This is a genomic window from Mucilaginibacter gotjawali, from assembly GCF_002355435.1.
GTDB lineage: Bacteria > Bacteroidota > Bacteroidia > Sphingobacteriales > Sphingobacteriaceae > Mucilaginibacter > Mucilaginibacter gotjawali.
Map to the genome: position 1 here is coordinate 4,393,850 of NZ_AP017313.1, position 14,145 is coordinate 4,407,994.

Genomic DNA, 14,145 nt, shown 5'->3' on the forward strand with positions numbered 1-14,145 from the left:
TAGTCTCACGACTATAATCCTTCAAACTGGACAAGTTTTTTTAAAACTTAATCCGGTTTGGTTGTGCAACGGCCACCTTGCCGTAGAGAGGGTCGACCAGCGTAGCGCAGTCGGGGTGAGTAAACTCGCCGCCATGCATTGGCGGTAATGTCCGCCGGGCTGACTCACCCCGACTACGCTTCGCTGGTCGACCCTCTCTTTTGCAGGCAAAAAAGAGGGTAGCTCCAATTATTTTTTTATCTTTCAAACACTTAAGGTTTAAAAACCCATCGCTATAAGCTATCAGGCCATGCGTTTTTGGTCTTTTAATGACCATCATCTCTTTTAGCTATTCTGCGCACTTCCATGGTATTGCCTTCGCCTTGCAAAACGGGGCAACCTTTTGCAAACCCGGCTGCTTCTTCGGCAGACTCGGCCCTTACGGTGATAAACCCTCCGATGGTTTCTTTAATTTCGCCAAAGGGGCCATTGGTTACCATTTTGTTGTGATGAACCACCTTTGCATCGTCAAAAAGCAAACCTGTGCCACTCACAAATTTGTTTTGGGCTGCAATGCCGCCGATCCAGTCCATGGTTTGTTTCATCCAGATTTGCATTTGCTCGGGTGAGGCAATCTTGCTGCCGTCTTCGTGCCTCATAATTAATGCATACTCGTCCATTTTGTTTAAGTTTTAATTGTTAACTAATTTATGAATTATACCTCCATAACAAACGGGCAAAAACAAACTGGACATCAGCCTGAAAATATTCATAAAATTATAACCACAGCGAGCCAATAGCCAGCAACAATGCAACCATCATCACAAAAAAACCAATTTTGAGGAACGCCCAGGCGCTAACCATATGACCTTCGCGGCGCAGGGCCACCAGCCATAATATAGTTGCCAGAGACCCTGTGATAGACAGATTGGGGCCGAGGTCCACCCCTATCAGTATAGCGCTTTTTACCATTTCCGGTAAATGGGCAACCTGGATGGCATTTCCGGCTACCAACCCGACCGGCAGGTTATTGGCGAGGTTGCAGGCAATGGCGATGCTAAAACTGCTGCCCCATGCAGCACCTGCAGCAGAATGAGCCGCACTATGATCAAGCAGCTGACTTATTGCATGGATGAGCCCTGTCTTATAAAGCGCCTCCACAATAATAAACAGCCCGCCCACCAGCGGCAGCACCGACCAGGTAACGCCTTTGATAACGATGCGGGGATCTTTCCGGGCACTAATAATAACGATAGCAGATGTCAGTATCCCGGTGATGGCTGTAGGCAGGCCCAGTTGCAGATCCATAGCCGATGCGATGAGCAAAACTACAGCCGTTCCTAAAATACCATATAAAGCCGTTTTTCCGCCTCGTGATAAGGTTGGTAATTGAATATCGGTTTCAGTTTGTTGTTTTAGGGCCGTTCGCTGGGTAAGGTACAGCATTAAATAAGTGGCGGCAATAGCAAAAAGCGACGGTAAAAAATACAACCTCAGCCAATGCAAAAGCGGCGGCATGTGGCTGCCATAAATCACCAGGTTAGCCGGGTTAGAGATTGGTAGTACAAAAGAGGCAGCATTGGCGATAAACGCGCAGATAAGCAAATAGGGCAATGGATTTTTAACATTCGCGGCTCTTACAGCCGCTGCTACGGCCGGGGTTAATACTACTGCTGTGGCATCATTTGATAAAAACACGGTAACAATGATACCCACCAGGTAAATAAGCAGGAAAAGCCTTGTTGATGAGCCCTTCGCCAGCACCGTTGCGTGTGCCGCCAGCCAGTCGAAAAGCTTTTCTTCGCGGGCGGTTTCGGCTAAAAGCATCATTCCGGTTAGAAAAAGATAGACATCTGTCCCCCTGTTGAGGCCAGTAAGAGCTTCCGTGGGTGATATTTGCCGCAGTAGTACAAGCAACACCGCCCCTGCTACTGCCCAAACAGCTTCGGGTAATTTAAATGGACGGATTATAACGCCTGCTATCGCTAAAACTGAAATAACACGGATGAGGGTATAAGACATATAAGTACAAAGTCGAAAGTCTTTAGTCATAAGTCGTGCTTTTCTCTACTTATGACTTTTGTAATAATTCAAAACCGCCTAAAAGTAAGAATTTGTATTACAACAGCTACCATCGCCCGTTTATACTTTGATTCCCGTTAGGTGCCTCCCCCTTTTAATTCGCGTAAAAAAGCAGCTTTTCCCAATCATTTTACAACAACTAAAAACTTAGTTAAACGCCCGTTTTATGGTTATAGTATCTCCAAAAAAATATAGTTCAAAAACACCGTTTTATCGGCTTTTTGATAAAATAAGGCTGTTTTTTTGCCGTTCAGGTAACTCACATAAACAAAAAACCATGAACAAAATCTTGATTCTTATCACAGCATTTTTATTGACAATTCAATTTTCAAACGCGCAAACTGAAAAAGGCTCGCAAACCCTCGGCTTTAATTTCGGCTTTGGCGTAGGCAAAACAAATGAAAGTCCCGGCGCTCAGCAAACCGGTGATGGATCGCCATTTGTATTGCGTAATAACAATTTTACTTTCGGTCCGCTGTACAGCTATTTTATTGCAAACGGCATTGACATTAGCCTTGCCCTTAACTTTGCTTCCATTTCGCAGACAACCTCTGATAATAATTTCGGCTATCCTGTAAATTACCATGACTATCAATTCAGCGGTACCTTGTATGCCCGGAAATATTTGCTTTATAAAAACAAATTCGGCATCCGAACCGGACCGTATATCAGTTATGGAAAGGGAACAACTAACTTTACCTATCCGCCGGGCGACAACTTTAACGACAATAGCTATACCTCACATAACCTAACCGCTGGAGTCAAACTGGAAATGGTTTACTATGCTTCAAAAAAGTTTGGTTTTGCCGCTACATTGGCTAACCTGCAATACGAGCATTACAACTCGGCGGGCGGGAATCAGCTCAATCAAAACGGCAATAATGTGTCGTTTTATACCGGCACCACAGCACTCCAGGTATCCATGTTCTATACCTTCGGTGGCAAAGGATAAAGCTATATAACACACAACCCACTATCACCTAAGCTTTCACAACACTGCATTCCTTAAGGTAGTAACCTACTACTTTAGGGAATCTTTTTTTATCCCCTATCCAATCTTCTGGCAAAGTCTTTGAACTCCGGCGGGTGATGATGTTGGCTGTAAACAATTCAGGCGAATTGCTTCGCCTGAATGCTGATGCGGGCGGACTGCCATATGGGACCCCGAAGCAAAAGCTTTACAGGATGACATTCTTATCTTTTTTGTGCTTTGGATACGGGTTTTTACCTGTTAGCTATTAAGGACGAAGATTTTTAAAAAATATTTAAAAAAATCGCAACTTAAAAAAAACAATGCCCGTATAAAAGCATTCATTGAGCGCCCTGCTCATCAATAATTTATCAAATCAAAAAGATCCCCAGCGCGAGGCCGGGGACCTTTTTATTGACACGAAAATAAACTATAACTTTTAAATAACCAACTCCTTATAAATAAATAAGTTAAGTTAATAATTAATATCTTAGGGATTACACCGATTATCTTTCGATTTCACCGATTTATTTTTTTGTGATTACACCGATTATGTCCTTATGATTTCACCGATTGTTTTGGGATGATTTCCCCGATTTTCCGGCGCACTAAAATGCGATATCTACCTACCAACCAATGAACCAATGAACTAATGAACTAATGAACTAATGAACCAGTGAACTAATGACGATTAAGCCAGCGCTTCGGCAATTTCAATAAAGCCCTTTTCGCGGGCCAGGTCGGCAGCGAGTTTGCCGCCTTCCATCCGGATGCTCACATCGGCGCCATGCTCAAGCAGAAGAATGAGCAGGTCGATATTGCCATTTTGTGCAGCAGAGTGCAGTGCGGTAACGCCCGCCTGCTGCCTTACGTTTACCTGCGCGTTATTTTCAATCAGCATCCGCGCAATCTGGGTATAATTTCCGGCAGCGGCTGAATGCAGGGGATAAACCTGGAACCCGTTGTTGGACGGTAGATTAACATCGGCACCTTTTAAAACAAGGTATCGTGCAATTTCATACTGCCCGAAATAGCAGGCCAGGCCCAGTGATGTAAACCCATCTTCGGCATAAAAATTTATCGCCTCAGGGTGCTGGTATACCAGGTTGGCAACCACATCAAACTTGCCTGCTGCTGCCGCTTCAAATAAACTGATCTCATCAACATATTTCAACAGCAGGGCGGTAACCTCGGGCTTTTTATAGTAACAGGAAAGCATGAGCGGAGAAACCTGGTGACTGGTACGGCTTTTTGCCAACGCCGGCTCACTTACCAGCAAGGCATCAAGGCCGTTCAGATCGGCGCTGGTGATGTATGACTCCAGTTTTTCTACGCTCATGTTGTATTTAGTTAGTAGTTGATTGGGTTGATTAAGTTGATTAAGTTAAAACCAGCTTGAAAACACCTTTTTTAGCTGCTATGTATTTTCAACCAATCAACATAATCAACTCAATCTAACTTAATCAACTTCCTCTTTACGTTAAATTAACATCTTAATTCCAATATTACTAAAAAATTAAAATAACAAGGTAAATAAGTTGTTTAATCTATTAACTTTATATTTGTAGAATATCAGGGTTACATCAGGATGCCGGTAAAAGGAAATCAGTTTAAATCAAATAGTTTCAAGCCAGAAAATCAGCCACGCCAGCCATCGGCAAAAACCGAAAGGGAGCGTCCTGTAAAGCAAAAGCAGGAGAGCCCGCGAAATTTCGGGCTGATGAACAGTCAAATCATCAAAATAACAGGCTTATTTTCGCTGCTGCTGTCGGTTTATTTTTTTGTTGCATTTACTTCCTACCTGTTTACCTGGCAGGAAGACCAGAGTTACGTGTCAAAAGCAAATGGCGGCTGGGGCAATTTATTTAAAACCACGCAGGAATTAATGGATAATGGGGTTAAAAGCCCCATGGTTGATAATTGGATGGGCAAGCTGGGCGCTTTATTAAGCAACCAGTTTATTTATGAGTGGTTCGGCGTCGGCTCGTTCCTTTTTGTATTGGTCTTTTTTATCATCGGTTACAGGCTGCTGTTTAAAGTAAGCTTGTTCGCTATCGGAAAAACGCTGGCCTATTCACTTTTCGGCATCGTTTATATCTCCGTATTCTTAGGCTTTTTTCATGCTTTTATTGCTGATACGCCGAACTACCTTGAAGGTGAATTTGGCTTCTGGACCAATCGCCTGCTGGACGCGCAAATAGGACAAACGGGCACAGCCGGTATTTTAATTTTTGCGGCGCTAACCCTATTGGTAATTGCTTACAATATTGACTTTAAATTACCCAACCGTAAAAAAAATCCTGACGAACTTGCAGAAGCGGTGCCTGTTAACCAGGTGGTACCCGAACCTGCAGACCTGGAGGATGAAGAAATATCGTTGCCTGTTGAATGGCCCGGGCGGGCGAATAAAATAAAAGGCAATGGCGAAAACATCGCAAAGGCTGAACCGCTTAAGCAGCAGCCTTTGGTGCAAAATCCAATTTTTCATGAGCCCGTTGTTTTAACACCCGACCCAAACAGCGAAGGGCATGAACCTGAGTTTGAAAATGAGATTCCGTTAACGGTTGGCGTTACCCGCCCTACCCCTGTTTTAAATATTGAAAAAAACGACGAAGATAAAGCCAACAGCCTGCTTGAGCAATTTGGCATTTATGACCATACGCTTGAACTGGCTTCTTATAAATATCCTACGCTGGACCTATTGGAGAATTACGGATCCAACAAAATCAATGTAAACTCGGATGAACTGGCCGCCAATAAAAATAAGATCGTTGAAACGCTGAACCATTATAATATCGAGATAGATAAAATTAAGGCAACCATCGGGCCAACGGTTACCCTGTATGAAATTATACCCGCGCCGGGGGTACGGATCTCCAAAATCAAAAACCTGGAAGATGACATCGCTTTAAGTTTAGCGGCTTTAGGGATCCGTATTATTGCCCCTATGCCGGGTAAAGGTACCATTGGTATCGAGGTACCCAATCAAAGCCCCGAAATGGTTTCGATGCGGTCGGTACTGGCTACTGAGAAATGGCAGAATACGACCATGGACCTGCCCATCGCCCTCGGAAAAACCATCAGCAACGAAGTGTTTATTGCCGATCTGGCTAAGATGCCACACTTACTGGTTGCGGGGGCTACAGGGCAGGGTAAATCAGTTGGTATTAATGCGATATTGGTATCGCTGCTATACAAAAAACATCCTGCCGAACTGAAATTTGTTTTGGTGGATCCGAAAAAGGTGGAGCTAACCCTTTTCCGCAAGATAGAAAGGCACTTTTTGGCAAAACTGCCGGACGAAGCCGATGCCATTATCACTGACACTAAAAAGGTAGTGAATACCCTGAACTCCCTGTGTATCGAAATGGACCAGCGGTATGACCTGTTAAAAGACGCCGGTGTGCGTAACCTGAAGGAATACAACGAAAAATTTGTTAAGCGAAAGATCAGTGATCCGGAAAAGCACCGGTACCTGCCTTTTATTGTGCTGGTAATTGATGAGTTTGCCGACCTGATGATGACCGCCGGAAAAGAAGTGGAAGTGCCGATAGCCCGTATAGCGCAACTGGCGCGTGCGGTGGGTATTCACCTGGTAATTGCCACGCAAAGGCCATCGGTAAATATTATTACCGGTACCATAAAGGCTAACTTTCCCTCCAGGCTCGCTTTCAGGGTGCTCTCAAAGATCGATTCGCGTACCATACTGGATACGGGCGGCGCCGACCAATTGATCGGACGCGGGGATATGCTGCTGTCAACCGGCAGCGATTTGATCCGCCTGCAGTGCGCGTTTGTGGATACACACGAAGTGGAACGGATCTCGGATTTTATAGGTAACCAGCGGGGTTATGCCTCGGCAATGTTGCTGCCGGAGTATGCCGGTGAGGGTGAAGCCAGCAGCACCAAAGAATATGACCCTGATAACCGCGATCCGATGTTTGAAGATGCTGCCCGATTAATTGTACTGCACCAGCAGGGCTCTACTTCGCTGATACAACGTAAAATGAAACTAGGTTATAACCGTGCCGGGCGCATCATCGACCAGTTGGAAGCGGCCGGTATAGTTGGCCCGTTTGAAGGCAGTAAAGCCCGTGACGTTTTGTACCCGGATGAATACAGCCTGGAGCGATATTTGGAAACGCTGGCAAAACAAGGCAATTAAACCGGATCAGCATTAAACAATTTGCAACATTAACTGTCTGAAAAATAAACCCGGTGAAATCACTAAAAAAATAAACGGTGAGATCACAAAATAAACAATCGGTGAATCACCAAAAAAAACAAATGAAAAAGCTAATTCTATTACCCCTCCTTTTACTGATAAGTTCCTACACATTCGCCCAAAAAGATGCCGCAGCAAAAGCAATACTTAATAAAGTGAGCGAAAAATACCGCCTTTATGATGTAGTGAAAACAGATTTTGATTTTACCCTGGATAACCAGCAGGCGAAGATAAAAGAAACCCGTAACGGCACTTTGATAGCCCGATCAAAAGCCAATAAGTTTAAGGTAACTATTTACAGCGCCGGGCCATCGTCAAAGGCTGATGTAGAACAGGAAGTGATCAGCGATGGTAAAACCCAATGGACCTATCTTAAAAAAGATAATGAAGTGCAGGTAAATAATGTTGACAATAGCGGCAGCGGCATCAACCCTGCCCAAATATTCACTATTTACGAAAAAGGCTATAAATATATTTACAATGGCGAAGTAAAGATAGCCGGAAAAACCTACCAGGAAATTGACCTGACCCCCGAAGAGGATAAACAGTTTTTTAAAGTGCGTTTAGAAATAGATAAAGTTAAAAAACAGATCTACAGCGCCCTGATCTTCGACAAAAACGGCAACCGGTATACTTATACCATACGCGGTTTTGTACCCAACATCCAGGTACCGGATAATACTTTCTCTTTCGATCCTAAAGCGCATAAAGGGGTTGAAGTGGTTGATTTACGGTAAACTCCTGATTGTTTGTGCTATAGCGAGGGCATGTTTTTGTACTGGTGTTTGTCTGACAGACTGGATTCCGCGTAATCCAGCACTTTTTCCCTTTTGAGTTTATCCAGTTTACTTTTTAGCGGGATGTAATCAACAGACGCAGGTACTGCTATTGTAAAGTATCTGTCGTTAAGTTTTTCCGCAACACAGCCATCCGCTTTAAAAGTGACCAAAATTTCATCCATGTCTGGTTCAATATTTAATAATATACCCTGGATAGTTGAATTACCTGAATGCTGAACGGTTTTACGACAGACCAACATTCCTTCGCTTTGTTTAAATTCTGCCCAAACCACATCATCCAAAGCCAGTTTTGGCACATAAAAAGGAAGGTTTTTTAGTTTATAATAGCCGTACTCTTCGTTCACAACTTCCGCCAGCAAGGTTTCGGTGGCATAGTCATCGAGTATATCGCTGAAAAAGTTAAAAAGTATTTTAACTGAACTGCTGTCGGGCATCGTTTACTATTCTATTTTTATTTTTGTCGGAACTTGAATTTATAGAATTGAAGAATTACCAAAATTTTCAATTAAATATTTGTACCGAGGTGCGATTTGGCTGTGGATGTGAGCAGACGTAAGTGTTAACACACCATTCCATCCCTCTCCTTCTGATAACTGGCTTTAAATTCCACTTTGTTTTATTTTTACTCGCAGATACGTTAATTCTATAAATTCTTTAATTCCATAAATTCGAGTTCAGACAGCTTATTCCGTATTCCCAACCTTTATCCTTCGCTCCATAACTTCCCGCCAGGTGGTTAAAATAAAGCCGTTATCTGTTAAAAATTTCCGCAGGCGCGGGTCGAGCATGGCCAGCAGGTCGCCTTTGCGTTTATTGCCCGTATCGGATATGTATTTAAAATTGGCCGATGGCATGGTGCAATGCATAATCACCATGGTTAAACCAGGGCTCAGCCTGCCGATGCTTTCGATATAATGATCGGTGTACCATTTTTGAATTTCTGCATCTGTTTTATGATCAACATCGGGCATATTCCAGTCGTAGCTGGAATTGTGCAGGTCGTCCAAAACAGGTAAGCCGTTTTTCCACAGGTACTCCCCTATTGTTTTTGCTTTGTCTAAGGCAGCAGGTTCGGCAATTTTCATTCCTTCGGTGTATTTGCCTTGTTTCTTTAGCTCAGCAATGGTGGCCGCTTTAGCCTCATAGCGGTAAAAAAGGTCATTGCCACCGGGAAACATCACCGGGATCTGTTTTTCAATCCCCAGCAGCAGATATTTTTGCATATAGGATTCTTTGGCAAAAAGCGTCCCCATGTGCGAATCCAGGTGCGTGGGTTTAAATCCCATGGTTAATGCCCTGTCGAGCTGTGCACGCATTTCTTTATCCACCTCATCAGCTGACGCGTTAAAGTAAACACCTTCGACAGAAGAATACAAACTACCCTGTTTATCCACCAAACCCGGCACTGCTGCTTTTCCGGCCAGGGGCCCCCACCTGTAATTATTCCATTCGGATGTTAAGGTTAAATGCAGGCCGGCATCAAATCCGGGGTGTTCTTTGATATACTTTACAATCTCCGGCACAAACGGGCAGGGCATCATCACGCTGGTTGAAGTGGATACCCCCTCGGAGATGGCTTTTTCAACCCCTTCATCCGACTCATGCGACATGCCCGCATCATCCACATGCAGGATCAGCACCCTGGCCCCCTTGGGCCAGCCCAATTTTTCGGCATAGGTTTTTGTTTCCTGCGCGGATACGGCCACTGCGGCAATCAGCAGAAACGATAAAAAACTTAACTTTTTCATATAAATAAAATATCCAGCCCCCTCTAAATCTCCCCCGGTTGGGGGAGACTTTAAGAAACTGATCATTAAAAAGCCCTCCCTACCGGGGAGGGTTGGGAGGGGCTTACACCCTGATATAAATCTTCCGCTTATCCAATATCTTACCAAATAACCAGCACACCAGCATGTAGTAAATAGCAAATAATAGTGAGCCTATAGCGCCGGGCGCTATTACCTGGAACACCTTTACGCTCATGATCTCGTTAAAATTCATTTTATTGATATAAAACCAGCCAACTACAAACCCAAAGAAATCGCCAAAAATATAAATAGCCAGCGGGTTTTTACCGAAGGTGGTGAAAAAGGACGTCCAGTTTAACGGGTTCCATTTTTGCATTTCAACGATATACACCAACGCAGAAATTAATACGAGGTCGATACCGACGGTTAACAGAACAAAGGAGCTTGTCCATAATTTTTTGGCAATAGGGAAGCTCATGTTCCAGCAAAGGGCCAGGAAGATAAGCAGGAAGCCGGCCATCAAAAGTTTCGAGATCATTTCAAACGACTTCCCTTTTTCCTGGATGAATTTACCTGCATAATAGCCGCAGATAACGTTTACAATGGACGGCAGCGTACTTAAAATACCTTCAGGGTCAAAAGCTACACCCTCGCCGTGGTACATATGGTTTTCACCCAGCACCGCTTTATCAATATAGGTACCAACATTGGTGAGCATACCAAAATGATTACCCGGATCGCCGAAGATCCGCAGGATCACCCAATAGCCCAGCAATAGTAATATACTGATAACAATGATAACATTCTTCGACTTAATAAAATATACCATCATTGCTGCAAACAGATAACAGAGCGCAATGCGTGGTAATACGCCAAGTATCCGCAAATGGTCAATTGATCCTACCGACCACCCCCCGTTTACCTGGTGACGGAGCGAGCCTAAAAATTCAAGGCAATAGGCCACTAAAAAAATCAATGCTGATCTTTTTAATATTTTCAGAATAACCGAACTGCTGCTCAGCCCATCAAATTTCTTCATGGCGAAGCTCATGGCATTCCCCATAGCAAACAGGAAGGATGGGAAAACCAGGTCGGTAGGCGTAAAACCAAACCATTTGGCATGATCCAATGGGGCAAATGAGATATCGCTGCCCGGATTGTTCACGATGATCATAAAACAAATAGTCATCCCGCGAAACACATCCAGCGATGTAAACCTGTTGTTAATTTGTTCCATATTTTAACTTGGTTTTAAACCCTGATGTAGATTTTGTTTTTATCCAGTATTTTACCAAATGTCCAGCAAACAAGCATATAGCATATCGCAAATAGCAACGATCCTACGGCGCCAGGCGCTATCACCTGGAAAAAGACAGCGTTGATCCATTCATAAAAGCTTTTAGGCCCGATATGAATCATATACAGGATCACCACAAAAAGTTCGGAAAACAAGTATACGGGCAGCGGGTTTTTGCCTACTGTAGTAAAAAACTTCGTCCAGTTTCCCTGGTTCCATAATTTGATTTCTACAATATAAATCAGTGCGGAGATCAGCACCAGATCGATCCCTACGGTTAATAATACGAATGGGCTTGTCCATAATTTTTTAGCGATCGGGAAAGTCATATTCCAGCAAAGGGCGATAAAAATAAACAGGAAGCCGTATAACATCAGCTTTGAAATAGTTTCATATCCTTTGCCTTTTTCCTGGATGAACTTACCGGCATAATATCCGCAGATCACATTTACGATGGCCGGCAGTGTGCTTAAAATACCTTCGGGATCGAATGCCACACCTTCCCCATGGTACAGGTGAGCATCGCCCAACAAATTTTTATCCAATGTAGTGCCGAAGTTAGTGAGCATACCATACGGATCACTATGATCGCCAAAAATGAGCAGGATAAACCAGTAACCCAAAAGCATTGCTATGCTGATGACCACAACGGCCGTTTTGGATTTAATAAAATAGATGATAAGCGATGCAAAAAGATAACAAAGGGCTATACGCTGCAATACGCCAAAAATACGGGTTGTACTGATCGGCGCCAGGTGGTAGCCGGTAGCGTCATGCTGCACAAAGGGAAACCAATACATCAGGTAGCCCAGCAAAAAGATGATTGCCGCCCGTTTAAAGATCCTGAAAACTACCGCGCCGGTTGCTAAACTATCAAACTTTTTCATCGCAAAACTCATCGCATTGCCTACCGCAAATAAAAAGGATGGAAATACCAGGTCTGTCGGGGTAAAACCAAACCATTTGGCATGTTCAAGCGGGGCAAACGGGGCAGCACCGCTTCCGGCAGTATTAACAATGATCATAAAAACGATCGTCATTCCGCGAAAAACATCCAGCGAAAGAAACCGGTTAGAGGTTTGTTCCATAGTTTAAAAATAAGTTTAAAGTTTAATTCAGGAAATATGCGACAAGATATAAATTATTTGAGTTTTATTATTAAACATCAAAACTTTTTAAAATAATTTAGTAAGTCCGAAAGTCGGGAAAGTCCGAAAGACCGAAAGTCAGAAAGATGCATTTAGTATTTTAATAGCGGTTGGTTTGAAAAGTTTTCACGACATGACTTTCAATTCCAAAACTTTCTTTCGGGTTAAAGAAAAAACTTCTTCCGGACTTCCGGACTTTACTGACTTTCGGACTAAAAAAACTATTTTTGACCATCAATGCTTAACATTACCAACCATACCCTCGAAAAGCTGGAGATGTTACTCCGGACAACCGGCTATAAGGTGAGGTATGAAAAAGGAAATTTTAAAACGGGGGCCTGTTTACTGCTAAACAGCAAAATAGTGGTGGTAAATAAATTTTCGGGGCTGGAGAGTAAAATATTGGGATTAATTGAACTGGCGAGGACGCTCGAAATGGACCTTAGCCTGCTGGACGAGAAGCAGGCCGCATTTTTGCACCAGTTAAAACAAACAACACTTGAATTTTGAGGGTTACATTTTTAGGCACCGGAACTTCGCAGGGTGTACCTGTTATTGCCTGCGGCTGCGAGGTTTGTACCTCTGCTGACCCCCGCGATAAACGATTGCGCACCTCTATTCTGATTGAAGGCGAACAAAAAGTAGTCGTAATTGATTCGGGACCTGATTTCAGGTACCAGATGTTGCGGGCCAAAGTGCAGCGCCTGGATGCCATTGTGTTTACCCATGAGCATAAAGACCACGTAGCCGGCCTGGATGACATCAGGGCCTTTAATTATAAGCAGCGGGGGGCAATTGATGTTTATGCAGATGCACGGGTACAGGAAGCTTTAAAAAAAGAGTTTCATTATATCTTTCGTGAATTTAAATACCCCGGCATCCCGCAGCTAAATTTGCATACCCTTTATGGCGACCCTTTTAATATCGGCAAATTAACATTTACCCCTATTGAGGTGATGCACTACAAATTGCCCATATTAGGTTTCAGGATAAAGGATTTTACCTATATAACCGATGCCAAAACAATTAGTGAGGCCGAAAAAGAAAAAATAAGAGGATCAAGAATACTGGTGGTAAACGCCCTGCAAAAGGAGGAACATATCTCGCATTTTACTTTTGACGAAGCGATAGCGTTTGCACTGGATATCGGGGCGGAGAAAACATACTTAACACATATCAGCCACCGCCTTGGAAAACATGCTGAAATTTCCGAAACCCTTCCTGCCGGTATTGAGTTAGCTTATGACGGGCTGGAGCTGGATATTGGTTGAAGTCCATGGTCTATGGTCCATGGAACATGGACTTGATCACAGCTTCACATAACTGATCCTGTCGATTGAGCCGCTATAGCTTCCCAAATGCCCTTTGTGGCGTACGTCTATCTTCCCGCGAATGGTAACGCTTTTATTATTGAGTTGCGTGAATTTGCCATCGTTAATTTCAAAGATGCCCCTATTGGTGCCTTTTAAAACCAGCGGGCAATCCTGGCTAAAATTTACCCAAAGGGCGTGTTGAGTTGAATGGTCGGCAAAAAGGCTGTCGTTCACCAATGCCGATTCTTCATTGCCTTCTATGTAGGTACCGTCTATTTCAACATACTGGTGATCGTACAATTGAATACTATCGATCAGCTGCCTGAAACCTACGTGTTTATAGCTTAAGTCGTCGTTACAATTGCTCTGGTAAATTTTTTTTTCGTGCTTGCAGGATTGAAAAAAAAGGGGTGCTAAAAAAAAGGGGGCTATTATCGCTTTAACAAAAAAAGCAACCATACGTTTTGGATGAGTAAATGCCACAGCGCGGATCATACGTTTAAGCTAAATATCTAAAAATGGCTATTACTCCTATGCCCCTTTAGGAAAATTATGCGTTAGACCATTTGTCTATCAGTAAGTT

General features: G+C 43.4%; 13 protein-coding genes. 5 read left to right on the plus strand and 8 right to left on the minus strand.

Annotated features, from left to right (window positions below):
* Positions 1-305 precede the first annotated feature (305 nt).
* A complete protein-coding gene (locus MgSA37_RS19315) occupies positions 306-659 on the minus strand; it encodes a YciI family protein (RefSeq protein WP_096354227.1) in 354 nt (117 codons plus the stop codon).
* A gap of 97 nt (positions 660-756) precedes the next feature.
* The gene (locus MgSA37_RS19320) at positions 757-2,031 is read right to left on the minus strand and encodes an arsenic transporter (protein WP_232010687.1); all 1,275 of its coding nucleotides are present in this window, start codon (positions 2,029-2,031) and stop codon (positions 757-759) included.
* Between the two features lie 307 nt (positions 2,032-2,338).
* On the opposite strand from MgSA37_RS19320, the gene MgSA37_RS19325 reads away from it, so the two are divergent.
* Complete coding sequence (locus tag MgSA37_RS19325) at positions 2,339-3,013, plus strand: hypothetical protein (protein WP_157750645.1); 675 nt, start codon at positions 2,339-2,341, stop codon at positions 3,011-3,013.
* Positions 3,014-3,722: 709 nt separating this feature from the next.
* On the opposite strand, the gene MgSA37_RS19330 is transcribed toward MgSA37_RS19325, so the two are convergent.
* On the minus strand, positions 3,723-4,370 hold the full coding sequence (locus tag MgSA37_RS19330; RefSeq protein WP_096354232.1) for an ankyrin repeat domain-containing protein: 648 nt from the start codon (positions 4,368-4,370) through the stop codon (positions 3,723-3,725).
* 249 nt (positions 4,371-4,619) lie between these two features.
* Here MgSA37_RS19330 and MgSA37_RS19335 point away from each other — a divergent pair, with 249 nt between their 5' ends.
* Positions 4,620-7,196, plus strand: a complete 2,577-nt coding sequence (locus MgSA37_RS19335; protein WP_096354233.1) for an FtsK/SpoIIIE family DNA translocase — start codon at positions 4,620-4,622, stop codon at positions 7,194-7,196.
* 122 nt (positions 7,197-7,318) lie between these two features.
* Entirely contained in the window at positions 7,319-7,993 is a 675-nt protein-coding gene (locus tag MgSA37_RS19340; RefSeq protein ID WP_096354235.1) for a LolA family protein, read from the plus strand.
* A 17-nt stretch (positions 7,994-8,010) separates the two neighbouring features.
* Here the strand turns inward: MgSA37_RS19340 and MgSA37_RS19345 are convergent, their stop codons facing one another.
* From MgSA37_RS19345 to MgSA37_RS19360, 4 genes are all read right to left on the minus strand, one after another.
* Positions 8,011-8,490, minus strand: coding sequence for a DUF4265 domain-containing protein (locus MgSA37_RS19345; RefSeq protein ID WP_096354236.1), 480 nt, complete (start codon positions 8,488-8,490; stop codon positions 8,011-8,013).
* A 249-nt stretch (positions 8,491-8,739) separates the two neighbouring features.
* Positions 8,740-9,804, minus strand: a complete 1,065-nt coding sequence (locus MgSA37_RS19350; RefSeq protein ID WP_096354238.1) for a polysaccharide deacetylase family protein — start codon at positions 9,802-9,804, stop codon at positions 8,740-8,742.
* A 103-nt stretch (positions 9,805-9,907) separates the two neighbouring features.
* Positions 9,908-11,041, minus strand: coding sequence for an acyltransferase family protein (locus MgSA37_RS19355; RefSeq protein ID WP_096354240.1), 1,134 nt, complete (start codon positions 11,039-11,041; stop codon positions 9,908-9,910).
* A gap of 14 nt (positions 11,042-11,055) precedes the next feature.
* Positions 11,056-12,189 (minus strand): acyltransferase family protein, encoded by a 1,134-nt coding sequence (locus MgSA37_RS19360; protein WP_096354241.1) that lies wholly within the window; start codon positions 12,187-12,189, stop codon positions 11,056-11,058.
* A 297-nt stretch (positions 12,190-12,486) separates the two neighbouring features.
* On the opposite strand from MgSA37_RS19360, the gene MgSA37_RS19365 reads away from it, so the two are divergent.
* A complete protein-coding gene (locus MgSA37_RS19365) occupies positions 12,487-12,759 on the plus strand; it encodes a hypothetical protein (protein ID WP_096354243.1) in 273 nt (90 codons plus the stop codon).
* Positions 12,756-13,520: an MBL fold metallo-hydrolase gene (locus MgSA37_RS19370; protein WP_096354244.1), complete on the plus strand. Its 765-nt coding sequence runs from the start codon at positions 12,756-12,758 to the stop codon at positions 13,518-13,520. The genes MgSA37_RS19365 and MgSA37_RS19370 overlap by 4 nt, the downstream gene beginning before the upstream one ends.
* A gap of 36 nt (positions 13,521-13,556) precedes the next feature.
* On the opposite strand, the gene MgSA37_RS19375 is transcribed toward MgSA37_RS19370, so the two are convergent.
* Complete coding sequence (locus MgSA37_RS19375) at positions 13,557-14,057, minus strand: hypothetical protein (RefSeq protein WP_096354246.1); 501 nt, start codon at positions 14,055-14,057, stop codon at positions 13,557-13,559.
* Positions 14,058-14,145: the final 88 nt, after the last annotated feature.

What these genes read in the sequence shown, in the direction of transcription:
- MgSA37_RS19315 (WP_096354227.1), bottom strand. Translation starts at nt 659, where the DNA reads ATGGACGAGTATGCATTAATTATGAGGCACGAAGACGGCAGCAAGATT.
- MgSA37_RS19320 (WP_232010687.1), bottom strand. Translation starts at nt 2,031, where the DNA reads ATGACTAAAGACTTTCGACTTTGTACTTATATGTCTTATACCCTCATC.
- MgSA37_RS19325 (WP_157750645.1), top strand. Translation starts at nt 2,339, where the DNA reads ATGAACAAAATCTTGATTCTTATCACAGCATTTTTATTGACAATTCAA.
- MgSA37_RS19330 (WP_096354232.1), bottom strand. Translation starts at nt 4,370, where the DNA reads ATGAGCGTAGAAAAACTGGAGTCATACATCACCAGCGCCGATCTGAAC.
- MgSA37_RS19335 (WP_096354233.1), top strand. Translation starts at nt 4,620, where the DNA reads ATGCCGGTAAAAGGAAATCAGTTTAAATCAAATAGTTTCAAGCCAGAA.
- MgSA37_RS19340 (WP_096354235.1), top strand. Translation starts at nt 7,319, where the DNA reads ATGAAAAAGCTAATTCTATTACCCCTCCTTTTACTGATAAGTTCCTAC.
- MgSA37_RS19345 (WP_096354236.1), bottom strand. Translation starts at nt 8,490, where the DNA reads ATGCCCGACAGCAGTTCAGTTAAAATACTTTTTAACTTTTTCAGCGAT.
- MgSA37_RS19350 (WP_096354238.1), bottom strand. Translation starts at nt 9,804, where the DNA reads ATGAAAAAGTTAAGTTTTTTATCGTTTCTGCTGATTGCCGCAGTGGCC.
- MgSA37_RS19355 (WP_096354240.1), bottom strand. Translation starts at nt 11,041, where the DNA reads ATGGAACAAATTAACAACAGGTTTACATCGCTGGATGTGTTTCGCGGG.
- MgSA37_RS19360 (WP_096354241.1), bottom strand. Translation starts at nt 12,189, where the DNA reads ATGGAACAAACCTCTAACCGGTTTCTTTCGCTGGATGTTTTTCGCGGA.
- MgSA37_RS19365 (WP_096354243.1), top strand. Translation starts at nt 12,487, where the DNA reads ATGCTTAACATTACCAACCATACCCTCGAAAAGCTGGAGATGTTACTC.
- MgSA37_RS19375 (WP_096354246.1), bottom strand. Translation starts at nt 14,057, where the DNA reads ATGATCCGCGCTGTGGCATTTACTCATCCAAAACGTATGGTTGCTTTT.